The following is a 25,688-nucleotide window of genomic DNA, read 5'->3' on the forward strand; positions in this document are numbered from 1 at the left end:
TACAAGGTTTTGGTTTATTTCTGATCAAGGACTCCCTATGCGCTCCGGTAGCTGGCCCTCAATTATTCTGACCCTCGCCTTCGCGGTGATTATCGCGGCGTGCCATGGCAAAACCATTCTGCTGATCGCTGACATCGCCAAGGCGTATTCGGTCAGCCCTTCCCACGCCAGTTGGGTGGTTTCGGCGGTCGCCATCGTCGCGGCCATCGCCTCGCCCATCGTCAACTGGGGCGTGGCGCGCGTGGGTGAACGCCGCGCCATCATCTTCGGCCTGATCGTTGCCGCGCTGTGCAGTTACCTGGCCAGCACCACCACGGATTTTTCGGTGCTACTGACCCTGCGCGTGATCGAAGGCGCCGGTTACATCAGCGTGGTGCTCGCCGCCCTGGCGTTGTTGGTACACACCACCGAAGGCAAGCGCCGCACCAGCGCCCTGGCGTTCTGGTCGGTGGCGTCGCCATTGGGCGGCGCGATTGCGATCTTTGCTGTGTCGCCTTACGTCGGCGGCGACAACGGCCAATGGCGCATCGCGTTCAGCGGCCATGCGGTCATCCTGTTGCTGCTGTTGCTGGCCACCCCGCTGCTGCCGTCGATCAACCTGGCCAACCGTGCCGAGCGCAAACCGCTGTCGCAGGTGTTCAAGATTTACGCCGACCCGTCAGCGCTGCGTCTGGCCGCTGCCGTGGGCGCCCCGCTGACCGTGGCGCTCGGGTTGATCACCATCACCCCGGACTACTTGATCCACGTGCTCAACGTCGCGCCCGCCACCATCGGGGTGATTTCCACCGTGGGTATTTTGTCCAGCGTGGTGGCCGGATTGTTCGCAGGTTTCATCCTCAACCTGCGGCTGATCGGCCCCATCAGCGTGGTGGCTGGGGCATTGATTGGCGTGACCCTGGAGGTGCTGGTATTCATCCCCGGCATCAGTGTCGAGGTGGCGATTGCGGCTAAAGTCGCGCAAGGCTTCTTCAGCAGCTTCGTGGTGGCCTGGGTGTTTACCAGCATCCCGAAAATGACCCGCAATGGCGACGTCATGGGCGCGGGCGGCGTGGCCGAACAAGCGCTGTACATCTCGATGTTCCTCGGGCCGGTGCTGCTGTACCCGTTGTTCGCCTTGCCGACCCGCGTGCCGTTTTTTGCGGCACTGATTGTCTCCAGCCTGCTGCCGTTGTTCTTGTTGCCACTGGGTTTCAAGCGCAACGAATCCAGCCCGTTGGTGCCTGCCTGAAACCACAAAACAACCTCGTCCACGTCCTGTAGGAGCGAACTTGCCTCGCGATCATTTGGTTTTTTAAAAGATCGCGAGGCAAGGTTATTCGTTTGTTATCAGGCTGCGTTTTCCAGCAGTTTTTTGCCTTCAGCCCATAAGCCAGTCATGTTCCATTGCTGTTCCAGCACACCCGGACCGAATTCTTTGGAGCCGCCCAGGCCTTCTGCCAAGCCCTGGAACCAGGCGCCTTCCTCGATCAGCAAGATCAATTTGGACACCTGAATAATCCCCGTCCCCCAGAAGGTCGCGCCGCCGTTGGCTTCCAGAATCGCAGGCAGGTGCGGATTGCTTTCCAGGCTCTGCACGATGAATTCAGATTCCGGTTGGCGACGATCGATGTAAATCGGCAATTCCCGCGCCAATGTCACACGTTGCGAAGCCGCATAGCGAATCGGCAACACTTGATGCGCGCTGGCCCAACCGCCCAGCCATGGGGTGTGTACGTGAGCCACCACGTTCACTTCCGGGCGCTGGGCAAAAATGGCGGCATAGCGTTTGCCATTGCCGCCCGCCTTGCGACCGCTCAGCGGGCCTTCTACGGATTCATCCAGATACACCTCGCCGTCGTAGTCGGCCACCACGGCATGGATTTCTTCATCTTCAGCCCACGGGCCCGGCGCATGCAGGGCAATGACCAAACGGGTTTCAGGCACACGCACATACGCTTGAAAGGTATTGGTGGCCGTCAACGTACGGGTGTTTTTGAGTACGCGAGTTGCTTTGGCAAAATCACGTTTGGTGTGCTCAACAACGTTCAGTTGTTCAGCAGTCAACGAGTGAGTCATGGCGCAGGCTCCAGTTAATCGGTCAGTAATGCCGGACGACAATCCGAACATGTCGAGTGACAGAGCACTTCCTGTGCCAGCCCATTTAATAAATTTAACGCCTTGTTTTTTAAGACGTTTATTTAACCCTTCGAAAAACTCCAACGGCACCGTGCTGAGTTTGCTGCGGCGCCAGCATGACGTGCTGATCAATTGCTGCTGCACCAGCAGTCCGGCGTTGGCTGATTGCTCAAAGCCCCGTGCTACAGCGCTTGCGGGCCTTGGCACAGGCGTTGCAATTACCCCGGTTACAGGGCTCTCGACGTGATGGGCCCGAGCACTGTCACTCTGGAGTTATTCATGAGTACCGAGTTCTTCTGGCGCCTGCCTCTGGGCAGTGATGGGCATGATTTGGCAAGTGACAAAAACACCCGCGGCAGCGCGTTTTATCGCCCTGGCAATATCGCCCCCGGCCGTTTGCCCAACGGCGAGCCTGACGGTTTTACCTACATTGACTACATCGCCCAAGTGGCCAAGGCCGCCGAGCTGGCAGGCTTTGAAGGCGCGCTGCTGCCAACCGGCCCAGAGCCTTGGATTGCGGCGGCAGCACTGGCCCGAGAAACCAAGCGCATCAAGTTTTTGATCGCCTTCCAGGCCACCTGGACCTTGCCCGCCTATGCCGCGCAGCAAGCCGCCATTTTGCAAAACCTCAGCCACGGGCGTCTGGACTGGAACATCATCACCGGCGGCAACCCGGCCTCGCAGCGAGCGCACGGCGACTTCCTGGAACACGACAAACGCTACCAGCGCACTGGCGAGTTTCTCGACATCATCAAGGGCCTGTGGGAGAACGAAACCTTCTCTTATGAAGGCGACATCTACCAACTGGAAAACGGCTCGCTGCCACGCGGCCTGACGAACGAGCGCAAACCGGGCGTGTACTTTTCGGGTTTTTCCGACCCGGCACTGGACGTCGCCGCACGCCACGCCGATGTGTACCTGAACTGGGCCGAGCCTGTGGATAAACTCAAGCCGCACATCGAACGCGTGCGTGAACTGGCCGACAAGCAAGGCCGCGAAGTGCGCTTCGGGATTCGTATCGACCTGTTCGCCCGCGAAACCGAAGAAGCCGCCTGGGCGGACCTGCGCCGCCAGTACGAGCGCATCGACGCCAAGACCAGCGACTTCATCAAAACCTTCGCCAGCGGCTCCGACTCCGTGGGCGCCGCACGCCAGACCGCCTATCACCAAAACTCACAGCGCTTCGAAGACCTGATCATCGGGCCTAACCTGTGGGCCGGTTTCGGCAAGGCCAAGCCGGGGCCGACCATTGGCCTGGTGGGCAGCCACGAAAACGTGGCCGAGCGCCTTGCCGAATACCGCGATGCCGGTTTCTCGACCTTTATCCTGGCCAGCAACCCGCACCTCGAAGAAGCCCTGCGCATTGGCCAGGAAGTCCTTCCACGGGTGCATCAGCGCCCAATTGTCGACGCCTCGCCAGTAGCCACCAACCTCAAGGCCGCAGGCTGATCCCCGCCCCCTGTAGGAGCGAGCTTGCCTCGCGATCTTTTGACATTCAAAGATCAAAAGATCGCGAGGCAAGCTCGCTCCTACAAGAGCAGTGTCTTGCTGATCGATTGCTGCTCCAGCAGCAATCGCCTCGCCCCTCTCTCCCGTCACGTCCCCCAAAGCCCCGGAAACAGGCGGCTTGAGCGCCAATCAAAAGCGTGGCATGGGCGTTGCAATCAAGGTTTACCGGCAACCTGTGAAGTTGCTCTTTGACCTGTCGATCCTCGAATTTTCTGGAGAACGCGCAATGTCTCATCCCCTCGAAACACTCTGGTACACCCGTTGCCCTGTACCCACCGGTCTGGGCATCGCGGTTCAAAAGGGTTGGCTGGAGGAAGTTCTGCAACAGCAAGGCACGCGCATTCAGTCGTTGCGCGAGTCCAGCGAACAAACGGTGCGCGAATCGCACTTTGATCACACCCTGAAAAACTCCGTGCGCCATGGCGGAAATATCCCGGCGATCTGGGCCAAGGCCAGCGGTCGTGACACACGGGTGATCGGGCTGTCGTGGGCCGATGAGGTTCAGTTGATTCTGACCCTGCCTTCGAGCGGCATTAAAACCGTCAAGGACCTCAAGGGCCGCAGGTTCGGCCTGCCGCACTGGGTCAATGCGCAAATCGATTTCACCCGCGCCCAAGCCCTTCGCGGCCTGGAAAACGCGCTCAAGCTGGAGGGCCTTGAGGTCAAGGACGTTGAGTTGGTGGATTATGTGCGCGGCGGCACGTTCAGCGATGAGGCCACCCATGTGGTCAACGGTGTGGCCCGTTTCGGCGGCCGCCGTGACGGCGGTCAGAACGCCGAACTGGTGGGCCTGCTGCGTGGCGAAGTCGACGCCATTTTCCTCAAGGGCGCAGACGCCGTGCAACTGGCTCATCAGTTCAGCCTGCACACGGTGATCGACACCGGCTCGCACCCGGAGCCGCTGATCCGCTCCAACAACGGCACCCCGCGCACGCTGAGCGTCGACAGCCACCTGCTGGAGCAGCACTACGACACCGCCGTGGCGATTCTGTCGTCAGTGATCCGCGCCGAAGAATGGGCCTGGACCCATCCGCAAGACACCCGCCGCTTCCTCGCTCACGAAACCAACAGCAGCGAATTCTGGGTGACGGCGGCCTACGGCGAAGACGCCCACCAGCGCCTGCGCACTAACCTGGATGAGCGCTCGATCAACGCCGTTCAGGACTTTACCGACTTCCTGCAACGCTGGAACTTCATCCCGGCCAGCTTCAGCGTGAACGACTGGATCGACACCCGTCCACTCGACACCTTGCGCACGTCACTGGCCACCCGTACGGGCTGAGGCGCCAGCAGCGGGCAGGGTCGGATCCCTGCCCGTTTCATTTTTTGACAGGTCTGGATTAATGGCATGAGCACACCTCTCGATACGCTTTGGTACACACACAGCCCCGTGCCCACCGGGCTGGGCATCGCTGTTGAATCCGGGCGCCTTGCCGAGGCATTTCGCCCTTACGGCACCAATATTCAAGCGCTGCGCGAGTCTTCTGACCGGGAAATCCGCGAAGCCCATTTTGATCATCACCTCGACAACTCCGTGCGCCACGGCGGCAACACCCCGGCAATCTGGGCCAAGGCCAGCGGCAAAAATACCCGCGTATTGGGGCTGTCCTGGAGTGATGAAGTGCAACTGATTCTGACCACCCCGGAGAGCGGGGTAAAAACCATCCGCGATTTGCGCGATCGACGTTTTGGCATTCCCAAGTGGGCCAACGTGCAGATCGACTTCGGCCGCGCCCAGGCCTTGCGCGCACTGGAAAACGCCTTGCAGCTCGAAGGACTGGGCATTGGCGATATTGAGTTGGTGGACTACCCCTACGGCGGCAAACACAGTGACGAGCAAATCCGCCATGTGTTCGGCGCGCAGATCGCGCTTAAAAGCAGCCAGGGCAAACGCCGCAACAATGAGTTGATCGGCTTGCTGCGCGGCGACATTGACGCGATTTTCGCCAAGGGCGCGCATGCCGTGCAATTGGCCGACGAGTTCGGCCTGCATGTGGTGATCGACACCGGCTCGCACCCAGACCCGATGGTGCGCAGCAATATCGGCACGCCGCGCACCTTGACGGTCGACCAGCACATGCTCGACGAGCATTTCGACGCCGCTGCGCTGATTGTCGAAACCGTTCTGCGCGCTGAGCAATGGGCCTGGAGTCACGCTGACGAAACCCGGCGCTTTCTGGCCCGTGAGCTGAACACCAGTGAGTATTTCGTTGCGGCCGCCTACGGCGAAGACGCCCACCGCCGACTGGTCACACGCCTCGAAGAAAAGTCATTACGGGCCCTGCAAGACCTGACGCACTTCTTGCACCGCCATCACTTTATCGAGCAGGCGTTTGACGTTCGCGACTGGGTTGACCCAAGGCCGCTGGAGTCGGTGCTGGACAAAACCCGGTTGGCGATCTGATCAACGTGTTCAGGCGGCGCAACGTGATCCGGCTGGCCTGCGTGCAGACATAAAACCTGTGGGGGCTTGGCTCCCACACGGTTCTTTTGATGGCCTTGCGGGGTCATTTCACAGCTGGATTTTCAGCCGTGCGAGCCCCTGTGGCCGGGGGTTTTATACAGATTGAACAGAAAAGATCTGATATTCGTTTTAAGCATATTTAAATGCTAATTAAGACTTTTTTAATCTATATAAATATCGTGCATGATTCTTCAGCGCTCTTGGCTTCAGGAATACCCCCATGTCACTGATCACTCATCCGCATGCCCGTGAACTGACCAAATCGGTTCGCGCAACCGTTCTGGTTTTCAAGGACCCACGTTCCCTGGAATTGCTCAACCGCATCGAGCGTTTGGCCCCCAGCGACGCCAATGCGTTGATCATGGGCGAAACCGGCACGGGCAAAGAGTTGGTCGCGCGGCACATCCACAGCCTGAGCTATCGGCGCAACGAACCCTTTGTCGCGGTTAACTGCGGCGCCTTCGCTGAGTCACTGGTCGAAAGCGAACTGTTCGGCCATGAGAAAGGTGCCTTCACCGGCGCCACCACCAGCAAGGCTGGCTGGTTTGAAGCAGCTAAGGGCGGGACGCTGTTCCTCGACGAAATCGGCGACTTGCCGCTGAACATGCAGGTCAAGTTGCTGCGCGTGTTGCAGGAGCGTGAAGTGGTGCGCCTGGGCTCGCGCACGCCGATTCCTATCAACGTGCGCCTGGTTGCCGCGACCAACGTCAACCTGGCCGATGCCGTGGTCGCGGGCAACTTCCGCGAAGATTTGTTTTACCGCTTGCACGTCGCGACGATCCGTTTGCCCGCGTTGCGCGAAAGACCGGGTGACATCCTGCCGCTGTCGGAGTTTTTTCTTGAAGAGCACTGCCAGCGCCTGGGCTACAACCGCGCCACGCTGAGCCCTGAGTGCGAACGCAAACTGCTGGATCACAGCTGGCCGGGCAACATCCGCGAGCTGGAGAACTCGATTCACCACGCGCTACTGGTGTGCCGCAACCAGCGCGTGCAGCCAGAGGATTTGCACCTGGTGGACATGCGCAATCACGGGGTGCGGGCCACCAGCCCCCCGCCCTTTGCGCCTGCCAGCCTTGCCCCGGCGACGCTTGAAGACGCCTTGTCCACATTGTTTGAGCAAAACTTGCCCAACCTTTACGAACACATCGAAGAAACGGTGTTTCGCGAAGCCTACCGGTTTTGCCATGGCAACCAATTACAAACCGGCCGCGTGCTGGGCATTAGCCGCAACATCGTACGGGCCCGGCTGGAAAAAATTGGCGAACTGGCGCAATCACCGCGCAGCGCCAGCCAGGAAGCAGAACGCCGGACTCTGTAGGCGCGAGCGATCTTTTAACGATCAAAAGATCGCGAGACAAGCTCGCTCCTACAGGGCCCTGCACGAACACTTTTTAATGGAGTTATTCAATGGCTAAAGTCCAAACCGCAGGCGCTGTGCCAGAGGCGTTGTGGCCCCAGGCACCGATCGGCGAGTTGGTCGATCTGGGGCGCGTCTATCGCGAACCGCTGGCGCTGGGGCGGCTGCAAAGCGAACCCAAGCGTATTTTGAGCCGCCCCGAGGCGGTGCTGCTCGGGGTGTTCGCGCTGGCCTTGCACGGCGCAGTGATTTATTGGATCAGCCAGTCGCCCGCGCCTGTGCTGCCCATCGTGCCGCCAGAAATTCCGCCGATGACCATCGAGTTTTCACAGCCAACGCCCGTGGTCGAAACGCCGCCACCGCCGCCAGAACCGATCCCGCAGCCAGTGGCTGAACCGCCTCCGCCCGTCGAAGACGAGCTGGCAGTCAAACCACCGCCGCCGCCCAAGCCCAAGCCAAAACCGGTGGTCAAGCCGGTGCCCAAGCCTGTCGCCAAACCGGTTGAACAGCCGCCAGCACCGCCTGCACCCCCGGTTGCCGCACCCGCGCCACCGGCTCCGCCTGCGCCAAAACCGGTCACCCCGGCGTCGGCCAACGCCGGTTACCTGCATAACCCGGCGCCGGAATACCCGTCGCTGGCCATGCGCCGCGGCTGGGAAGGCACCGTATTGCTGCGTGTGCACGTGTTGGCCAGCGGCAAACCGGGCGAGATCCAGATCCAGAAAAGCAGCGGTCGTACCCAGCTCGATGAGGCCGCATTAGCCGCGGTCAAACGCTGGAGTTTCGTCCCTGCAAAACAGGGCGACGTCGCCCAGGACGGCTGGGTCAGCGTCCCCATCGACTTCAAAATCAAATAACTGAACCTAATCGCATATAGCGGGCTACCTGACAAAAGGCGCATCGCACTACACGACTTAACGCCTTGTTGGAGAGCCACACCATGAACCTGATTGCATCCCCCTTCGAGTCCATTGAACACGCGGTCATCTGGCTGCTGATTATTTTCTCGGTCGCCACCTGGGGCCTGTTCCTGCTTAAAGGCGTGCAGTTCGGTCGCCTGAAACGTCAGGACCGACGCTTCCTCAAGCAATTCTGGGCCGCCACCAGCCTCGACTCCGCCGCCGAACTGGCCAGCACCGCCCCTGGCGCTGCGGCTCGCGTGGCACAGTCCGGCTATGCTGCGATTCAAGTCACCGAAGCGCCGCAAGCCAATGACCTGGCCCACACCATCAATCATCAAGACCGCCTTGAGCGCTCCTTGCGTCAGCAAATCGTGCGTGAGCGCCGCTCGCTGGAAACCGGCCTGGCGATCCTCGCCAGTATCGGCAGCACCTCGCCCTTCATCGGCCTGTTCGGTACGGTGTGGGGCATCATGTCGGCCTTGAAAGGTATCAGTGCTGCCGGCTCAGCGAGCCTTGAAACTGTGGCGGGCCCGATTGGTGCGGCACTGGTTGCCACCGGCGTCGGGATCGCCGTCGCGGTGCCTGCGGTACTGGTTTACAACTACTTCCTGCGCCGTCTGAAACTGACCGCCGCTGACCTCGATGACTTCGCCCACGACTTCTACAGCCTGGCCCAGAAGAGCTCCTTCCGCGTGCACCTGCACCCGGTGCTGAACACCTCAGCTGTCCCTGCGGCAAAAGTGAAGGAGGCGTCCTGAGATGGCTTTTTCAACCCAAGACAACGATGAAGTGCTGAGTGAAATCAACGTCACGCCACTGGTAGACGTGATGCTGGTGCTGCTGGTGGTGTTTATCGTCACCGCCCCGCTGCTGACCAATGCCATCCCGATCAACCTGCCAAAAACCGAGGCAGTAGCCCCGGTGGAGCAAAAAGATCCGGTGGTGGTGAGCATCGATGACAAAGGCAGCGTGTTTATCAACAAGGACGAAATCCAGGCCGACCTGCTGGAGTTCAACCTGCAAGCGGTCAAAGCCAAAAACCCGGACGTGCGCGTGCAATTGCAGGCGGACAACAGCGTGAGCTACGGCGAAGTCGCCAAACTCATGGCTTCGATTGAACGGGCGGGCATCACCAAGCTGGCAGTGATTACGGCGAAGTAGGTGCTGTACACCCTGTAGGAGCGAGCTTGCCTCGCGATCTTTTAAAGATCAAAAGATCGCGAGGCAAGCTCGCTCCTACAGATCAGCACGGGCCTGAAGCCTGATCTTAAACGACCCCCCAAGCCCTCAACGTTTAGTCAGCCTCGTCTTTAGATACCTCAAAAACCGGTTAAAACCGAGCTGAATCGACCCCCTGCTGTCATCCCGATGTCACGGGGATTTGTTTCCTTGGGCGCATTTCGCCACTCAAGGAGGCTCCATGATTCGCCCAACGTTATTGGCTCTCGCGCTGTGTTCAGTGATCAACTGCGCGTCGGCTCAATCCGCTTCACCTTTGCCGCATTCACCCGGCACACCTTATGCCGCCAGCGGCCTGGCAGACCGTATTGTGCTGACCCCCGGCGCCAATCCCGCTCGGGAAATGGCCGTGACCTTTCGCACCGACGCCCACCAGCAAGCCTCTCAATTGCAGTTGGCGGTGGCGCTCGACGGCCCACAACTGGACAAGGCCGCTCATGTGCTTGAAGGCAAACAGGTGAGCCTGGACACCGAAAACGGTGCCGCCCTTTACCATCAAGTGCGCCTGCATGATTTACAGCCCGACACCGCCTACGTGTACCGCGTCAAAGGGGCCGAGGGCTGGAGCGAATGGTTGCAGTTCCATACCCCGACCGAAGCGTTCAAACCGTTTAACTTTATCTACATGGGCGATATGCAGAACGACATCTTGTCGCTGGCCTCGCGCAGTATTCGTCAGGCGCTGCACAGTGTCGCCAACCCGGCGTTGGTCGTGCATGCCGGGGACTTGGTCTCGCAACGCGATGACCTGGTGCACGACGATCAATGGGGCGAATGGAATCAGGCTGGCGGCTACAACTACGCGATGCTTCCCCAAGTAGTCGCCGTCGGGAATCACGAATACCTGGACAGCACTAACCCTGACGGCAGTGAAAGCCGTACCTTGAGCCCGCACTGGAGCCGTCAGTTTGCGTTGCCGGACAACGGCGTGGCGGGTTTGAAGAACACGACTTATTTTGTCGATTATCAGGGGGTGCGTTTTATCGTGCTCGATGGCACTGCGGCCCTCGACATGGGCACGTTGGCCAAGCAAACCGAATGGCTTGAGAAGAGCCTGAAAAACAGCCCGGCGCGCTGGAACATTGTGGTCAATCACCAACCGGTGTTCACCTGCGCCCGCCCCGAAGACACCGAGCCGTTGAAGGCCGCCTGGAAGCCGCTGTTTGAACGTTACTCGGTCGATCTGGTGTTGCAGGGCCATGACCATTGCTACAGCCGCGTGACCCACGAAGCCGGGCGTGAAGCCGCAAGCCTGGCGCGTGCTGCCGGTCAGGTTCAGGGGCCGGTGTACATGGTGTCGGTGGCGGGTTCGAAGATGTATGGCCTCAATGACCGCGCCCAAGTGCAACCGGATCGCAGCGCCGAAGAAACCCAGTTGTATCAAACCATCGATGTCCAGGACTCAAGCCTCAAAGTGCGCAGCTATACCGCTGCGGGCAAGCTGTATGACGCCTTTGACCTGGAGCGCGATGCCGACAATCGCAACCACCTGAGCGAGCCCGTGGACGCCTTGCCAGCCGAACGCGCCTGTATCGGTACCGTCGGCCCGGATGGTTACCCGTGCAAGTCGCGGGATAAGTAAGCCTCAACCTGCTCATGGCATATGCCTTGCACCTTTTCAGTACGTTAACGCGAAGGTGCATGCCCCATGAACGAACCATCCGCAGGTCCCTTGGCCTGGGTTAACGGCAGCGACGCCCCGGAAAAGACCGAAATCAACCTCGGTTTTATGGCACTCAGCGACTGCGCTTCAGTGGTGGTCGCCGCCACACAAGGCTTCGCGCAACCCTTTGGCCTGACGCTTAACCTCAAGCGCCAGTCGTCCTGGGCCAGCCTGCGGGACAATCTGGTCAGTGGCCAACTCGACGCCGCCCACAGCCTGTACGGTTTGATCTACGCCGTGCACTTGGGCATTGGCGGCATTGCGGCCACCGACATGGCCGTGTTGATGGGCCTGAACCAAAACGGCCAAAGCCTCAACCTCTCCCACGGGTTGCAGGCGCTGGGCGTGACCCATTCTGAGGCGCTGCAACAGCACGCGCACCAACGTCATTCAAAACTGACTTTCGCTCAGACGTTTCCCACCGGCACCCACGCCATGTGGCTGTATTACTGGCTCGCCAGCCAAGGCATTCACCCGCTGCAAGATGTCGACAGCGTCGTCGTGCCGCCACAACAAATGATCACCCACTTGCAGGCGGGGCGCATTGACGGCTTTTGCGTCGGCGAGCCATGGGCCGCCAGCGCTGTTAAACAAAACATGGGCTTCACGCTGACCACCACCCAAAGCCTGTGGCCCGACCACCCGGAAAAAGTCTTGGGATGCACCCGCGAGTTCGTCGAGCAGTACCCCAACACCGCCCGTGCGCTGGTGATGGCAGTGCTCGAAGCCAGCCGTTTTATTGAGCAGAGCACCGAAAACCGGCGCAGCACCGCACACCTGTTGAGCGCACCCGCGTACTTGGATACTGACCTGGACTGCATCGAGCCACGCTTGCTCGGCGAATACAGCGACGGCCTGGGCAATCACTGGCACGACCCCCACGCCTTGCGCTTTCATGGCGACGGCGAGGTCAATCTGCCGTACCTGTCCGATGGCATGTGGTTTATGACCCAGTTCCGCCGCTGGGGCTTGCTGCGTGAAGACCCGGATTACCTCAGCGTCGCCCGTCAGGTGCAGCAACTGGCGCTGTACCGCGACGCTGCCAGCGCCGTGGGCATAGCCGCCCCAGAGCAGGATATGCGCAGCAGCCAACTGATTGATGGCAAAGTCTGGGATGGCTCGGACCCGGCAGGCTATGCACACAGCTTTACGCTGCACGCCCTGAGCCCCCAGCCGCCTCTACACGCCCGTCGCTGACAGGAGCCTGACCTATGTTGCGCATCCTGCTGATCAACGACACCGCGAAGAAAGTCGGGCGGCTCAAAGCCGCACTGACTGAGGCCGGGTTTGAGGTGATCGACGAGTCCGGGCTGACCATTGATCTGCCGGCACGCGTCGAAACGGTGCGTCCGGACGTGATCCTGATCGATACCGAGTCGCCCAGTCGCGACGTGATGGAGCAAGTGGTGCTGGTGTCTCGCGACCAGCCACGGCCCATTGTCATGTTTACCGACGAACACGACCCCGGCGTGATGCGTCAGGCGATTAAGTCCGGGGTCAGTGCCTATATCGTCGAGGGCATTCAAGCCCAACGCCTGCAACCGATTCTGGACGTGGCTATGGCCCGCTTTGAAAGCGATCAGGCCCTGCGCGCTCAACTGCACGCCCGCGACCAGCAACTGGCCGAGCGCAAGCGCATTGAGCTGGCCAAGGGCCTATTAATGAAGATGAAAGCCTGCAACGAAGAAGAGGCCTACACCTTGATGCGGCGTCAGGCCATGAGCCGCCAGCAGAAGCTGATTCAGGTGGCCGAACAGATCATCGCCATGAGCGAACTGCTGAGCTGAGCCGCCCCGATACCCGTAGCCGCTGCCGAAGGCTGCGATGGGCTGCGCAGCCTTCGGCAGCGGCTACAGGGTTGGTATTTCGTCTGTTGGCACACATTTAGCTTAGTAATCACTACCGGTAACCAACGGCGGTTGCCCCACCTACGACAAAGACGTCGCTTCCCTGATGCGCATTTCGCGGATCTGGCAGCGGCGTTTTTTCGTTTTGGCCCCAGTGAACGGGGTCGGTGGTGCGGCCGTTATGGCGCTCCATCGCAAGCTCATGACTCCTTCTAAACGTTTAACCGTTGAGGTGCGCGATGAATTCAAGCTTCTGGAAATCCGGCCATACCCCGACCCTGTTCGCGGCCTTTTTGTATTTCGACCTGAGTTTTATGGTCTGGTACTTGCTCGGCCCACTGGCGGTGCAAATCGCCACCGACCTGCACCTCACCACCCAGCAACGCGGACTGGTGGTCGCCACACCCATTCTGGCGGGCGCCGTGCTGCGCTTTACCATGGGCCTGCTGGCTGATCGCCTGTCGCCGAAAATCGCTGGGGTGATCGGTCAGATCATTGTCATCAGCGCGCTATTCGTCGCCTGGAAACACGGCATTCACAGTTACGAACAAGCGCTGTTGCTGGGGCTGTTTCTGGGCATGGCGGGTGCCTCGTTCGCCGTGGCTCTGCCACTGGCCTCGCAATGGTACCCGCCGCAACATCAAGGCAAAGCCATGGGCATCGCCGGTGCGGGCAACTCCGGCACCGTGTTCGCCGCCCTGCTGGCCCCGGTGCTGGCGGCCGCCTACGGCTGGAGCAACGTGTTCGGGTTTGCCCTGATCCCGCTGATCCTGTGCCTGATGGTGTTTGTCTGGCTGGCTAAAAATGCCCCCGAACGGCCCAAGGCCAAATCCATGGCCGACTATTTCAAAGCGCTGGGAGACCGTGACAGTTGGTGGTTCATGTTTTTCTACAGCGTGACCTTCGGCGGCTTTATCGGCTTGGCGAGCGCCCTGCCCGGCTACTTCAACGACCAATATGGCCTGAGCCCGGTCACAGCGGGTTACTACACCGCCGCCTGCGTGTTTGGCGGCAGCTTGATGCGCCCGCTGGGCGGTGCATTGGCCGACCGTTTTGGCGGCATTCGCACCTTGCTGGGAATGTATGCCGTGGCAACCATCAGCATCGCCGCCGTGGGCTTCAACCTGCCCAATTCCTACGCGGCACTGGCGTTATTTGTGTGCACCATGCTTGGCCTTGGGGCTGGCAACGGGGCAGTGTTTCAACTGGTGCCGCAGCGCTTTCGCCGTGAAATCGGGGTAATAACCGGCCTGATCGGCATGGCGGGTGGCATGGGCGGCTTTGCGTTGGCCGCGGGCATGGGCGCCATTAAACAAAGCACCGGCAGCTACCAGTTGGCCTTGTGGTTGTTCGCCAGTCTGGGGGTGTTGGCCTGGTTTGGCTTGCACGGGGTGAAACGCCGCTGGAGAACCACCTGGGGTTCGGCGGCTGTCACCGCAGCCCGCGTGTAAACACGCCATGAGCCTGCAACTGAGCTTCGCCCAAGCCAGCGCCACCGGCCCTCGCGCAGAAAACCAAGACGCGCTGCGCGGGGTTACTCCGGCGCCAGCACTGGCGGCGAGCAAGGGTTACTTGTTCGCCATTGCCGACGGCGTGAGCCAATGTGCCGACGGCGCTCTCGCCGCCCACTCGACCTTGCAGGCACTGGCGCTGGACTACTACGCCACGCCCCAAACCTGGAGCGTGGCACATGCCATGGAGCGCCTGCTGCTCGCGCAAAACCGCTGGTTACAAGCCAATGGTGGCGGGCAACCGCTGCTGACCACGCTCAGTGCGCTGGTGCTGCGCGGCAAGCGTTTCACCCTTGCACACGTGGGCGATTGCCGGGTGTACCGCTGGCATGCCGAACGCTTGCAGCGCATCAGTGAAGACCACGTCTGGGAGCAGCCCGGCATGCAGCACGTGCTCAAGCGCGCGCTGGGGCTGGACCAACATCTGGTGGTGGACTTTCTCGACGGCGAACTGCATCTGGGCGAAACATTTGTGCTGCTCAGTGATGGCGTGTGGTCGACCTTGAGCGACACCGCCATTGCCGCAATCCTGCGTGATCAACCGGTACTGCAAGACGCCGCACACACGCTGGTCAACGCCGCACATCTGGCGGGCAGCCAAGACAACGCCAGCGCCCTGCTGGTGCAGGTCCAAGCGCTGGGCGAAACCAACATCGGCGATACCTTGATTCAATTGCAGCAATGGCCGTTGCCCCCGACGCTCAAACCGGGGCAGTCCTTTGAAGGCTGGCAGGTTGAATGCCAACTCACACACAGTCAGCAATCGCTGCTGTATCGCGTGCGTGATGAGCAACAACAACCCTGGCTGCTGAAAACCTTGCCGCTCCACCTGCATGACGATCCTCTGGCCGGGCAAGCACTGTTGTCCGAAGAATGGTTTCTCAAGCGAGTGGCTGGCCGTCATTTTGTACAGGTGCATGCTGCCAGTCAGCGCCAGCACCTGTACTACGTAATGCGCGAATACCCCGGTTTAACCCTGCAAACGCTCTTCGACCAAGTGGGCCCCTTGCCGCTCGAACAATGGCGGGAACTGGCAGAGCGATTATTGCGGGCGGTCGGCCTGTTGCACCGACGGCAGATTTTTCACCGTGACATCAAACCGCACAATCTGCTGCTGGGGGACGATGGCGAATTACGCCTACTGGACTTTGGCCTGGCTTACTGCCCCGGCCTGTCTGAAGACCCGCCTGGGACCTTGCCCGGCACGCCCAGCTACCTCGCCCCAGAAGCCTTTCTCGGCGCCGCGCCCTGTGCGCAACAGGATGTGTATGCGGTGGCGGTGACGTTGTATCAATTGCTGACCGGGCATTACCCCTACGGCGAAATCGAAGCCTTCCAGCGCCCGCGTTTTGGTGTGCCCGTCAGCGCCAGCCGTTACCGGCCCGACCTCCCGCAATGGCTGGTGCAGAGCCTGGAACGCGGTGTTGCCGCTGACCCAGCGCAACGGTTTGAAACCGCAGAACAATGGCTGCTGCAACTGGAACAGGGCGAGCGGCAGAGCCTGCGGGTACGCCCCAGGCCGTTGCTGGAACGTGAGCCGCTGAAGGTCTGGCAAGCGGTGGCGTTGGGGTCGTTATTGATTAATCTGGTGCTGTTGTTTTTGATGTTTCATCACTGAAGCCTGTTCGCATGAGCCCCTTACCTGTTGCCGCTGCCGGGGTTTTGATCTGCAGCGCCCCAATAACGCGCAGCCTGCGTTGATTCGGTGCAGATAAAACCACTCTCTTGCCATTCAAGCCCAATAAACACGGGCTCTGGCAAGTTGGCACAACCACTGCATTAGTTAATCCATCAATCATAAAACCTTGTGTTCAACGACGAACACAGGGTTTCCCGAGAGAACGGGACAAGGACAAAGGCGTCCTCGCTAGGTAACTGGCGGGACGCCTTTTTTTGTGCGCGCAGTATTTGTCGAGCAAGGCCCCGATGCCCTGATGAGCCGGGTCCACGCTTGCGGAGAACCTGATGAAAAAATTAAAACTGGTGATGATCGGTAACGGCATGGCCGGGGTTCGGACCCTGGAAGAACTGCTTAAGTTGAGCAATGAGCTGTACGACATCACGGTCTTCGGCGCCGAACCTCACGCTAATTACAACCGGATTTTGCTGTCGCCGGTGCTGGCCGGTGAGCAAACGTTTGAAGAGATCGTGCTTAACGATCTGGACTGGTATCTGGATAACGACATAAAGCTGCTGCTTAACCGCAAAGTGGTGAAAATCGATCGAGCCAAACGCCGGGTTATCGCCGATGACGGCACTGAGGCCGAATACGATCGGCTGTTGATCGCCACCGGCTCAACACCGTTTATGTTGCCCATCCCCGGCAACACCCTGAACGGGGTGATCGGCTACCGCGACATTGCCGACACGCAGGCCATGATCGACACCGCCAAAACTCACACCCATGCCGTGGTGATCGGCGGTGGGTTGCTGGGTCTGGAAGCCGCCAACGGCCTGATGCTGCGTGGCATGCATGTGACCGTGATACACATCGGTGAATGGCTGCTGGACCGCCAGCTCGACCCGATCAGTGGCCAGTTGTTGCAAACGGCCCTAGAAGCCCGCGGCCTGCATTTTCGCCTGCGTGAACAGACTCACGCCCTGCACGATGCGGGCAACGGCCGGGTCGGCTCGGTCGAATTCAAGAACGGGGACATTATCCCCGCCGATCTGGTGGTGATGGCCGCTGGCATTCGTCCTAATACCGAGCTGGCGGAGCAGTGTGGTATCCCGTGCAACCGCGGAATTGTGGTCAACGACACGCTGCAAACCTATGACCCGCGTATTTATGCCATCGGCGAATGCGCCAGCCATCGCGGTATTGCTTACGGCCTGGTCGCTCCACTTTTTGAACAAGCCAAGGTCTGCGCCAATCACCTCGCGCAGCTGGGTTTTGCCCGCTACCAAGGCTCGGTGACGTCAACCAAATTGAAGGTCACCGGCATCGACCTGTTTTCGGCGGGCGACTTTATGGGCGGCGAAGGCACCGAAACCATCACCCTGTCGGACCCTATTGGCGGGGTCTACAAAAAGCTGGTCATCAAGGACGATGTGCTGGTCGGCGCGTGCTTGTACGGCGATACCGCCGACGGTGGTTGGTACTTCCGTCAGATCCGTGAGAATCACGCCATCGGTGAGATCCGTGATCACTTGATGTTTGGCGAAAATGCTATCGGCGACGTCGGCCATCAAGGTCAGGATAAAACCATGAGCATGGCCGACACTGCCGAAGTCTGCGGCTGCAATGGCGTGTGCAAAGGCACGATCGTCAAGGCGATTCAGGCACACGGGCTGTTCAGCGTCGACGAGGTCAAAAAGCACACCAAGGCCGCCAGCTCTTGTGGTTCTTGCGCAGGCCTGGTCGAGCAGATTTTGATCAACACCGTGGGCGGTGCCGCCGACGTTAAACCGAAGAGCGAAAAAGCCATCTGCGGGTGCAGCGACCTCAACCATGGGCACATTCGCCAAGCCATTCGCGATCAACATTTACTGACCATCGCAAGTACCCAGAGCTACTTGAACTGGCGCACGCCCAACGGCTGCGCCACCTGCCGACCGGCGCTCAACTATTACCTGATTTCCACCTGGCCGGGCGAGGCCCGCGACGATCCGCAATCGCGCCTGATCAACGAGCGCGCCCATGCCAACATCCAGAAAGATGGCACCTATTCAGTGGTGCCGCGCATGTGGGGCGGGGTGACAAACCCTTCCGAACTGCGGCGCATTGCCGACGTGGCCGACAAATACAACGTGCCCATGGTCAAGGTCACAGGCGGCCAGCGCATCGACTTATTAGGGATCAAGAAGCAAGACCTGCCGGGCGTCTGGAAGGACCTCGACATGCCATCGGGCCACGCCTACGGCAAATCCATCCGTACTGTGAAGACGTGCGTCGGCAGCGAATTCTGCCGCTTTGGCACCCAAAACTCCACGCAACTGGGGATCGAGCTGGAACATGACTTGTTCAATATGTGGTCGCCGCACAAGGTCAAACTGGCCGTCTCCGGCTGCCCGCGCAACTGCTCCGAAGCGGGCATCAAGGACGTGGGCATCATCGGCGTGGACTCGGGTTGGGAGATGTACATCGGGGGTAATGGTGGGATCAAAACCGAGGTCGCTGAATTCTTCGTCAAACTCAAAACCGCCGAAGAAGTACGCGAGTACAACGGCGCTTTCCTACAGCTTTACCGCGAAGAAGCCTTCTACCTCGAACGCACCGTGCATTACCTGCAACGGGTTGGCATGGAGCACATCAAAAAAGCCGTGCTCGAAGACCCGGACCGGCGCAAAGCGCTCAATGACCGCCTGCAGTTTTCTTTGTCGTTTGAACAAGATCCGTGGAAAGAACGTCTGGAGCAGCCACTGCTGAAAAAGGAATTCGACGTCATCGCGCTGAAGAACCTGGAGGTGTTGGTATGAACTGGCTGGATATTTGTTCACTCGACGAAATCAATGCCCTGGGTTCGCGGATCATTAATGGTCCAAAAGGCGACATCGCGATTTTTCGCACCAGCGACGACGAAGTCTTCGCCCTTGATGACCGTTGCCCGCACAAGGGTGGCCCTCTGTCTCAGGGGTTGATCTACGGCAAGCGCGTGGCGTGCCCGCTGCACAACTGGCAAATCGACCTGCAAAGCGGCGAAGCTCAGGCCCCGGACATTGGCTGCGCCCATCACCACCTGGCGCGGGTCGAAAATGGCCGAGTGCAGTTGGCCCTGCGGGACGCAGGCTGATGGACCGCCAGATCACCGCCTCGACCTGCTGCTATTGCGGGGTCGGCTGCGGCGTGCTGATTGAGCACGACGGCGAACGCATCTTTGGCGTGCGCGGCGATCCGGCGCACCCGGCCAACTTCGGAAAACTGTGTAGCAAGGGTTCTACCCTTCACCTGACCGGCGACCTGAATGCACGTGCGCTGTACCCCCAACTGCGCCTTGGCAAAGCGCTGGCCCGTGGTCGCACCGACTGGGACAGCGCCCTCGATCACGCCGCCAGCGTGTTTGCCAACACCCTCGCAGAGCACGGCCCTGACAGCGTGGCGTTTTACGTGTCCGGGCAGCTACTGACCGAGGATTACTACGCCTTCAACAAACTCGCGCGGGCGCTGATTGGCACCAACAATATCGACAGCAATTCGCGGCTGTGCATGTCATCAGCGGTGGTCGGCTACAAGCGCAGCCTCGGGGCCGATGCACCGCCGTGCAACTATGAAGACCTCGAACTGAGCGACTGCGTGATGATCGTCGGCAGTAACATGGCCTACGCCCATCCGGTGCTGTTTCGTCGGCTTGAAGAGGCCAAAGCCCGACGCCCAGCCATGAAGGTGATCGTCATCGACCCACGTCGTACTGACACCTGCGATTTGGCCGATCTGCATCTAGCGATTCTTCCCGGCACCGATGTCGCCCTGTTCCACGGGATTTTGCACCTGCTGCTGTGGGAAGACTGGGTCGACCGCGACTTTATCAACGCGCATACCGACGGTCTGCCTGCGCTCAAACAACGAGTGCGCGATTACACCCCGTCGATGGTGTCGCAGCTCTGTGGCATCAGCGTCGAGCAACTGGAGCTATGTGCACAGTGGGTCGGCACCTCGCCGAGTTTTCTGTCGCTGTGGTGCATGGGGCTCAACCAGTCCACGGCGGGCAGCGCCAAAAACAGCGCGCTGATCAACCTGCATTTGGCCACCGGGCAAATTGGTCGGCCTGGCGCAGGGCCTTTCTCACTGACAGGTCAGCCAAATGCCATGGGCGGACGCGAAACTGGCAGCCTGTCCAACCTGCTGCCCGGCCATCGCGACGCCGCCAATGCCGAACATCGCGCCGAAGTGGCTGCGTATTGGGGGGTTGAGCAACTCCCGGCAAATATCGGCCTGACCGCCATCGAGTTGTTTGAGCACGTGGGCAGCGGCAAGATCAAAGCCCTGTGGATTGCCTGCACCAACCCGGCCCAATCCCTGCCCGATCAAGTCGCCGTGCGGGCGGCACTGCAAGCGTGCCCGTTTGTGGTGCTACAAGAAGCCTTTCACACCACCGAAACGGCAGCCTTCGCTGACCTGCTGCTGCCTGCCGCCAGTTGGGGCGAGAAGGACGGCACGGTGACCAATTCTGAGCGGCGCATTTCCCATGTTCGCAAAGCAGTCGTCGCACCGGGCGAAGCGCGTGCGGACTGGGCCATTACCGTCGATTTCGCACAGCGTCTGGAAAAGTATCTGCGCCCTAACGCCAACAGTCTGTTCGCCTTTGATCACCCGGCGCAGCTCTTCGACGAATTCAAACACCTGACCCGTGGCCGCGACCTTGATCTGTCGGGCATCAGCCACGCGCTGATTGATCGCCTCGGCCCGCAGCAATGGCCATTTCCCGAGGGTGCGGTTGAAGGCACCGCCCGGCTGTACGGGGATGGTATCTTTGCGACGCCCAACGGCCGCGCCCAGTTTATTGACGAACCCTATCGCGCCGCCAAGGAGCAACGCGACGCCCGCTTCCCGCTGACGCTGATCACTGGCCGTCTGCGCGACCAATGGCACGGCATGAGCCGCACCGGCACCGCTGCGCAACTGTTCGGTCATGTCAGCGAAGCGGTGCTGAGCCTGCACCCGGACGAACTGCGCCGCCATCGCCTGCAACCCGGTGACCTGATCAGCCTTAAAAGTCGGCGCGGGGCGCTGGTTTTGCCGGTCAGCAGCGACGATAGCGTGCGCCCCGGTCAAGCGTTTTTGCCGATGCATTGGGGCGACCGCTTTCTCAAGGGTGGGGTTAATAGCCTGACCTTGCCCGCCTTCGACCCGCTGTCTAAACAACCGGAACTCAAACACAGCGCCGTGCGGCTGGAGCCCGTGCACTTGCCGTGGCATTTATTCGCGCTGATCGAAGGCGATGTTCAATCACATTTCCAGACGCTGCGACCGCTGTGCGAGAGTTTTTCTTACGTGAGCCTCAGCCTGACCGGACGTGAACGCCCCGCGCTGCTGATCCGCGCCGCCAGCGCCAAGGCGCCTGATGCACAACTGCTGCGCGACATCGATCAATGCCTGGGGCTCAACGACGGCCCGGTATTGGCCTACGACGACCCGCGACGCGCCATTGGCAAACGGGTACGCATTGAGCACGGACGCATTACAGCCATTCGGCTGGCGGGTGAAACCCTGGCCCAACACTGGTTGCAAAACCTGTGGCTGGAAGGCCGCGCCGACGAACAGCTACGGCGCTGGCTACTGGCCCCGCTGAGTGCACCGCCGGGTAACGCTGGCTCACCAGCGGGCGGCAACAAGATTGTGTGTAACTGCAAAAACGTCAGCCAAGGCGCCATCTGTGACGCCATCGCTCAGGGACTGGACTTGCCAGCATTGAAAAAAACATTGGGTTGCGGGACGCAATGCGGCTCGTGTGTCCCGGAAATCAAGCGCTTATTGGTTGCCAAAACGCAGCCCATCACCGTCATCGCGTAAGGAATACATCATGAGTGCAAAAGTCTGGTTGGTGGGTGCGGGGCCGGGTGATCCGGAGCTACTGACGCTTAAGGCCGTGCGTGCCCTGCGCGAAGCCGATGTGGTGCTGATTGACGATTTGGTCAATACGGCCGTGCTGGAGCATTGCCCCGGCGTGCGAGTGGTGGCGGTGGGCAAACGAGGAGGTTGCCGCTCAACACCGCAAGCATTCATACAGCGCCTGATGCTGCGCTACGCCCGGCAAGGCAAATGCGTGGTGCGACTCAAAGGCGGTGACCCGTGCATTTTCGGACGGGGTGGCGAAGAGGCACAGTGGTTGCGCGAACACGCCGTTGAAGTGGAGTTGGTCAACGGCATCACTGCCGGACTGGCAGGTGCGACGCAATGCGACATATCGCTGACGCTGCGCGGCGTGGCCCGAGGCGTGACACTGGTGACAGCGCACACACAGGATGACAGCCCGCTGAACTGGCAGGCGCTGGCGCAAAGCGGCACCACGCTGGTGGTGTACATGGGCGTGGCAAAACTGAGTGAGATCCGCAACCAGTTACTGGCGGGAGGCATGGCAGCTGACATGCCGGTGGCGATGATCGAAAACGCATCCCTGCCCCAACAGCGCGAATGCCGCAGTGACCTGAGCGCAATGGAACAAGACGCCGAAGCCTTCCAACTGAAAAGCCCGGCGATTCTGGTCATCGGTCACGTGGCGCAGGCCCGCAAGGCACAAACCCTGTGGGAGCGCGGCTTAATCAACGCGTAGCACCCAATCAACCGTAGTCGCTGCCGAAGGCTGCGAAGGGTTGCGGAGCAACCCGTTTCATTGAAGCAGCTGCGGTCCCTATCGCTGCCTGCGGATTGCGGATTGCGGGTTGCGGGTTGCGGGTTGCGGATTCCAGGTTGCCGCCGATCAGGTAATCGGTGCCGGGTTGAACAGGGTGATGTCGTTGTGCAGTTTGTGCTGTTCGGCCCAGGTGTGTTTTTTGCCGCTAGCCACGTCCAGGTAGTAGTGGAACAGCTCCCAACCCAGTTCTGCGATGCTTGCCCGCCCGGTGGCAATGCGCCCGGCATCAATGTCGATCAGGTCCGGCCAGCGCTGTGCCAGTTCGGTACGGGTCGACACTTTGACCACCGGCGTCATCGCTAAACCATACGGCGTACCACGCCCGGTGGTGAACACGTGCAGGTTCATCCCGGCCGCCAGTTGCAACGTGCCACAGACAAAGTCACTGGCTGGCGTCGCACAAAAAATCAGCCCTTTGCGCGTGAATCGCTCGCCCGGGCCGAGCACGCCATTGATCGCGCTGCTGCCGGATTTAACGATAGAGCCCAGCGACTTTTCGACGATATTCGACAACCCGCCTTTTTTGTTGCCCGGGGTGGTGTTGGCGCTGCGATCCGCTTCGCCTTTGGCCAGGTAACGGTCGTACCAGTCCATTTCACGCACCAGTTGCTGGGCGACTTCCTGGCTTTGCGCACGCGAGGTCAGCAGGTAAATGGCGTCGCGCACTTCAGTGACTTCAGAGAACATCACGGTCGCTCCGGCCCGCAGCAACAAGTCTGAGGCGTAACCCAGTGCCGGGTTGGCGGTGATCCCGGAAAACGCATCGCTGCCGCCGCATTGCATGCCCAGTATCAGCTCGCTCGCGGGCACGGTTTCGCGGCGACGCTGATCAAGCTTTTTCAAACGGATTTCGGCCAGCGCCATGATCTGCTCGACCATTTCGGTAAAGCCGTGGCTGGCGTCCTGCAAGCGGTACAACCAAGGCTCGCTGAGGTCCACCGAGCTGTCGTTGTCGTGCATCACTTGCCCGGCCTGCAATTTTTCGCAGCCCAAACTGATCACCAGCGCTTCGCCACCCAAGTTAGGGTTGCGCGCCAGATTGCGCACGGTGCGAATCGGGATGTAGGCGTCGGTGGCGCTGATCGCCACGCCACAGCCATAGCTGTGGGTCAGCGCCACGACGTCGTCGACATTCGGGTATTTGGGCAGCAGTTCATCGCGGATACGCTTGACCGCATGGTTCAACACCCCGGTCACGCATTGCACGGTGGTGGTGATGCCCAGGATATTGCGCGTACCGACGGTGCCATCGGCGTTGCGATAGCCCTCGAACGTGAAGCCTTCAAGCGGCGCCTGCGCGGCCGGTATATCGGTGGCCAGCGGCAGGCTGTCCAGAGGCGGCGCGGTGGGCATGCGCAACTGGTCTTCATTGACCCAACTGCCGCGGGGGATGGCTTGCAAGGCGTAGCCGATGGTTTGGCCATAGCGAATGACTTTGCCGCCTTCGGCGATATCGACCAGCGTGACCTTGTGGCTCTGCGGCACAAAATCCAGGGTTACAAGGCCATTGGCAAGCTCGGTCCCGGCCGGTACGCCCTGGTCATTCACCACCACCGCCACGTTATCCAACGCATGCAGTTGGATGGTGCGCGGCGAATCGGAATGTTCAATTAACGTCATGACGCCGCCTCTTGAGGAATTATTGTTAGGTGCGGGTAAAGATTGCGCGGTCGGAGCGAGTCTATTTCCTTACGCAAAAGGCCGCTGATTGCTCAGCGGCCTTGGGTGTTATTTACTGCGGACCTTGCTTGTCGATCAAGGCCGCCAGTGCCTCGTATTCTTCTGGCAACAAATCAGTCAGCGGGGTGCGGACCGGGCCTGCGCTGTAGCCGGAAATGGTGGCCCCGGCCTTGACGATGCTCACCGCATAACCGGCTTTGCGGTTGCGGATGTCCAGGTATGGCAGGAAGAAGTCATCGATGATCTTGCCGACCGTGGCGTGATCTTCGCGGGCAATGGCGTGGTAGAAGTCCATCGCGGTTTTCGGGATGAAGTTGAACACCGCCGAGGAGTAAACAGGCACGCCCAGCGCTTTGTAAGCCGCAGCGTAGACCTCGGCCGTCGGCAAACCGCCCAGGTAACTGAAACGGTCGCCAAGGCGGCGGCGGATCGAGACCATCAGTTCGATGTCACCCAGGCCATCTTTGTAACCGATCAGGTTCGGGCAACGCTCGGCCAGTTGCTCCAGCAGCGGCGCGGTCAGGCGGCACACGTTGCGGTTGTAAACAACGACACCGATTTTGACCGACTTGCACACGGCTTCTACGTGGGCAGCAACGCCGTCCTGGCTGGCTTCTGTCAGGTAATGCGGCAACAGCAGCAGGCCTTTGGCGCCCAGACGTTCGGCTTCTTGAGCGTACTCGATGGCTTGACGCGTCGAGCCGCCGACCCCGGCCAGAATCGGCACGCTGGTGGCGCAGGTATCGACAGCGGTTTTGATCACCTGCGAATACTCGCTGGCCGCCAGGGAGAAGAACTCACCGGTGCCGCCTGCCGCGAACAAGGCAGAAGCACCATATGGGGCCAGCCATTCCAGACGCTTGATGTAACCCTCGCGGTGGAAGTCACCTTGAGCCGTGAAATCGGTGAGCGGAAAAGACAGTAGGCCGGACGAGAGGATGGACTTCAGTTCTTGTGGATTCATTATTCGAACACCCTGGGAGCTTGATGTGATGAAAAATACGTCAGCAGTTCGCTGTGTCGTACGTCATCGTACAACTATTAATATTATCGTCAATCCCCCTTCTTGAAATCACAGAAGCTGGCGCTCGCCTGCCATTCGTAATCAGC

Annotated in this window: 20 protein-coding genes; 17 read left to right on the top strand and 3 right to left on the bottom strand. The window is 60.2% G+C overall.

All coding sequences use genetic code 11. The features are described 5' to 3' along the window. The first annotated feature begins 37 nt into the window (after nucleotides 1–37). On the top strand, nucleotides 38–1,228 hold the full coding sequence (locus RHM56_RS19515; protein ID WP_322235091.1) for an MFS transporter: 1,191 nt from the start codon (nucleotides 38–40) through the stop codon (nucleotides 1,226–1,228). 98 nt (nucleotides 1,229–1,326) lie between these two features. Here RHM56_RS19515 and RHM56_RS19520 read toward each other — a convergent pair whose 3' ends face one another. Then, nucleotides 1,327–2,055 carry a class II aldolase/adducin family protein gene (locus RHM56_RS19520; protein WP_322235094.1) on the bottom strand — a complete coding sequence of 243 codons (729 nt, stop codon included), beginning with the start codon at nucleotides 2,053–2,055 and terminating at the stop codon, nucleotides 1,327–1,329. Between the two features lie 339 nt (nucleotides 2,056–2,394). Here RHM56_RS19520 and RHM56_RS19525 point away from each other — a divergent pair, with 339 nt between their 5' ends. The 16 genes from RHM56_RS19525 (at nucleotide 2,395) to cobA (ending at nucleotide 22,817) form a co-directional block, all read left to right on the top strand. Continuing rightward, nucleotides 2,395–3,564, top strand: a complete 1,170-nt coding sequence (locus RHM56_RS19525) for an LLM class flavin-dependent oxidoreductase (protein WP_322235097.1) — start codon at nucleotides 2,395–2,397, stop codon at nucleotides 3,562–3,564. Between the two features lie 286 nt (nucleotides 3,565–3,850). Beyond that, nucleotides 3,851–4,906, top strand: coding sequence for an ABC transporter substrate-binding protein (locus tag RHM56_RS19530; protein ID WP_322241816.1), 1,056 nt, complete (start codon nucleotides 3,851–3,853; stop codon nucleotides 4,904–4,906). Between the two features lie 66 nt (nucleotides 4,907–4,972). Next, nucleotides 4,973–6,028: an ABC transporter substrate-binding protein gene (locus tag RHM56_RS19535; RefSeq protein ID WP_322235100.1), complete on the top strand. Its 1,056-nt coding sequence runs from the start codon at nucleotides 4,973–4,975 to the stop codon at nucleotides 6,026–6,028. A 280-nt stretch (nucleotides 6,029–6,308) separates the two neighbouring features. Then, complete coding sequence (locus RHM56_RS19540; protein WP_322235102.1) at nucleotides 6,309–7,406, top strand: sigma-54 dependent transcriptional regulator; 1,098 nt, start codon at nucleotides 6,309–6,311, stop codon at nucleotides 7,404–7,406. A gap of 89 nt (nucleotides 7,407–7,495) precedes the next feature. Continuing rightward, the gene (locus tag RHM56_RS19545; protein WP_322235105.1) at nucleotides 7,496–8,302 is read left to right on the top strand and encodes an energy transducer TonB; all 807 of its coding nucleotides are present in this window, start codon (nucleotides 7,496–7,498) and stop codon (nucleotides 8,300–8,302) included. Between the two features lie 83 nt (nucleotides 8,303–8,385). Next, a complete protein-coding gene (locus tag RHM56_RS19550) occupies nucleotides 8,386–9,105 on the top strand; it encodes a MotA/TolQ/ExbB proton channel family protein (RefSeq protein WP_322235107.1) in 720 nt (239 codons plus the stop codon). A 1-nt stretch (nucleotide 9,106) separates the two neighbouring features. After that, a complete protein-coding gene (locus tag RHM56_RS19555; protein ID WP_322235110.1) occupies nucleotides 9,107–9,508 on the top strand; it encodes a biopolymer transporter ExbD in 402 nt (133 codons plus the stop codon). 259 nt (nucleotides 9,509–9,767) lie between these two features. Beyond that, nucleotides 9,768–11,168, top strand: a complete 1,401-nt coding sequence (locus tag RHM56_RS19560) for a metallophosphoesterase family protein (RefSeq protein WP_322235113.1) — start codon at nucleotides 9,768–9,770, stop codon at nucleotides 11,166–11,168. 66 nt (nucleotides 11,169–11,234) lie between these two features. Then, entirely contained in the window at nucleotides 11,235–12,446 is a 1,212-nt protein-coding gene (locus RHM56_RS19565) for a CmpA/NrtA family ABC transporter substrate-binding protein (RefSeq protein WP_322235116.1), read from the top strand. A 14-nt stretch (nucleotides 12,447–12,460) separates the two neighbouring features. Next, nucleotides 12,461–13,036, top strand: coding sequence for an ANTAR domain-containing response regulator (locus RHM56_RS19570; protein ID WP_322235119.1), 576 nt, complete (start codon nucleotides 12,461–12,463; stop codon nucleotides 13,034–13,036). Between the two features lie 299 nt (nucleotides 13,037–13,335). Continuing rightward, a complete protein-coding gene (locus RHM56_RS19575; RefSeq protein WP_322235123.1) occupies nucleotides 13,336–14,547 on the top strand; it encodes a nitrate/nitrite transporter in 1,212 nt (403 codons plus the stop codon). A 7-nt stretch (nucleotides 14,548–14,554) separates the two neighbouring features. Then, nucleotides 14,555–16,225 carry a bifunctional protein-serine/threonine kinase/phosphatase gene (locus RHM56_RS19580; RefSeq protein WP_322235125.1) on the top strand — a complete coding sequence of 557 codons (1,671 nt, stop codon included), beginning with the start codon at nucleotides 14,555–14,557 and terminating at the stop codon, nucleotides 16,223–16,225. Nucleotides 16,226–16,572: 347 nt separating this feature from the next. Then, complete coding sequence (gene nirB, locus RHM56_RS19585; protein ID WP_322235128.1) at nucleotides 16,573–19,026, top strand: nitrite reductase large subunit NirB; 2,454 nt, start codon at nucleotides 16,573–16,575, stop codon at nucleotides 19,024–19,026. After that, nucleotides 19,023–19,340: a nitrite reductase small subunit NirD gene (gene nirD / locus RHM56_RS19590; RefSeq protein ID WP_322235130.1), complete on the top strand. Its 318-nt coding sequence runs from the start codon at nucleotides 19,023–19,025 to the stop codon at nucleotides 19,338–19,340. The genes nirB and nirD overlap by 4 nt, the downstream gene beginning before the upstream one ends. Further along, a complete protein-coding gene (locus tag RHM56_RS19595; RefSeq protein ID WP_322235131.1) occupies nucleotides 19,340–22,057 on the top strand; it encodes a molybdopterin-dependent oxidoreductase in 2,718 nt (905 codons plus the stop codon). The genes nirD and RHM56_RS19595 overlap by 1 nt, the downstream gene beginning before the upstream one ends. 10 nt (nucleotides 22,058–22,067) lie before the next feature. Next, nucleotides 22,068–22,817 carry a uroporphyrinogen-III C-methyltransferase gene (gene cobA, locus RHM56_RS19600; protein WP_322235133.1) on the top strand — a complete coding sequence of 250 codons (750 nt, stop codon included), beginning with the start codon at nucleotides 22,068–22,070 and terminating at the stop codon, nucleotides 22,815–22,817. A gap of 147 nt (nucleotides 22,818–22,964) precedes the next feature. Here the strand turns inward: cobA and garD are convergent, their stop codons facing one another. Further along, nucleotides 22,965–24,518: a galactarate dehydratase gene (gene garD / locus RHM56_RS19605; protein ID WP_322235135.1), complete on the bottom strand. Its 1,554-nt coding sequence runs from the start codon at nucleotides 24,516–24,518 to the stop codon at nucleotides 22,965–22,967. Between the two features lie 112 nt (nucleotides 24,519–24,630). Beyond that, complete coding sequence (gene kdgD, locus RHM56_RS19610) at nucleotides 24,631–25,542, bottom strand: 5-dehydro-4-deoxyglucarate dehydratase (protein WP_322235138.1); 912 nt, start codon at nucleotides 25,540–25,542, stop codon at nucleotides 24,631–24,633. Nucleotides 25,543–25,688 lie beyond the last annotated feature (146 nt).

It is taken from the genome of Pseudomonas sp. CCC3.1 (genome assembly GCF_034347405.1).
Lineage (GTDB): Bacteria > Pseudomonadota > Gammaproteobacteria > Pseudomonadales > Pseudomonadaceae > Aquipseudomonas.

What these genes read in the sequence shown, in the direction of transcription:
- garD (WP_322235135.1), bottom strand. Translation starts at nt 24,518, where the DNA reads ATGACGTTAATTGAACATTCCGATTCGCCGCGCACCATCCAACTGCAT.
- RHM56_RS19530 (WP_322241816.1), top strand. Translation starts at nt 3,851, where the DNA reads ATGTCTCATCCCCTCGAAACACTCTGGTACACCCGTTGCCCTGTACCC.
- kdgD (WP_322235138.1), bottom strand. Translation starts at nt 25,542, where the DNA reads ATGAATCCACAAGAACTGAAGTCCATCCTCTCGTCCGGCCTACTGTCT.
- nirD (WP_322235130.1), top strand. Translation starts at nt 19,023, where the DNA reads ATGAACTGGCTGGATATTTGTTCACTCGACGAAATCAATGCCCTGGGT.
- RHM56_RS19550 (WP_322235107.1), top strand. Translation starts at nt 8,386, where the DNA reads ATGAACCTGATTGCATCCCCCTTCGAGTCCATTGAACACGCGGTCATC.
- RHM56_RS19540 (WP_322235102.1), top strand. Translation starts at nt 6,309, where the DNA reads ATGTCACTGATCACTCATCCGCATGCCCGTGAACTGACCAAATCGGTT.
- RHM56_RS19595 (WP_322235131.1), top strand. Translation starts at nt 19,340, where the DNA reads ATGGACCGCCAGATCACCGCCTCGACCTGCTGCTATTGCGGGGTCGGC.
- RHM56_RS19515 (WP_322235091.1), top strand. Translation starts at nt 38, where the DNA reads ATGCGCTCCGGTAGCTGGCCCTCAATTATTCTGACCCTCGCCTTCGCG.
- RHM56_RS19525 (WP_322235097.1), top strand. Translation starts at nt 2,395, where the DNA reads ATGAGTACCGAGTTCTTCTGGCGCCTGCCTCTGGGCAGTGATGGGCAT.
- RHM56_RS19575 (WP_322235123.1), top strand. Translation starts at nt 13,336, where the DNA reads ATGAATTCAAGCTTCTGGAAATCCGGCCATACCCCGACCCTGTTCGCG.
- RHM56_RS19570 (WP_322235119.1), top strand. Translation starts at nt 12,461, where the DNA reads ATGTTGCGCATCCTGCTGATCAACGACACCGCGAAGAAAGTCGGGCGG.
- RHM56_RS19535 (WP_322235100.1), top strand. Translation starts at nt 4,973, where the DNA reads ATGAGCACACCTCTCGATACGCTTTGGTACACACACAGCCCCGTGCCC.
- cobA (WP_322235133.1), top strand. Translation starts at nt 22,068, where the DNA reads ATGAGTGCAAAAGTCTGGTTGGTGGGTGCGGGGCCGGGTGATCCGGAG.
- RHM56_RS19555 (WP_322235110.1), top strand. Translation starts at nt 9,107, where the DNA reads ATGGCTTTTTCAACCCAAGACAACGATGAAGTGCTGAGTGAAATCAAC.
- RHM56_RS19545 (WP_322235105.1), top strand. Translation starts at nt 7,496, where the DNA reads ATGGCTAAAGTCCAAACCGCAGGCGCTGTGCCAGAGGCGTTGTGGCCC.
- RHM56_RS19565 (WP_322235116.1), top strand. Translation starts at nt 11,235, where the DNA reads ATGAACGAACCATCCGCAGGTCCCTTGGCCTGGGTTAACGGCAGCGAC.
- RHM56_RS19520 (WP_322235094.1), bottom strand. Translation starts at nt 2,055, where the DNA reads ATGACTCACTCGTTGACTGCTGAACAACTGAACGTTGTTGAGCACACC.
- nirB (WP_322235128.1), top strand. Translation starts at nt 16,573, where the DNA reads ATGAAAAAATTAAAACTGGTGATGATCGGTAACGGCATGGCCGGGGTT.
- RHM56_RS19560 (WP_322235113.1), top strand. Translation starts at nt 9,768, where the DNA reads ATGATTCGCCCAACGTTATTGGCTCTCGCGCTGTGTTCAGTGATCAAC.
- RHM56_RS19580 (WP_322235125.1), top strand. Translation starts at nt 14,555, where the DNA reads ATGAGCCTGCAACTGAGCTTCGCCCAAGCCAGCGCCACCGGCCCTCGC.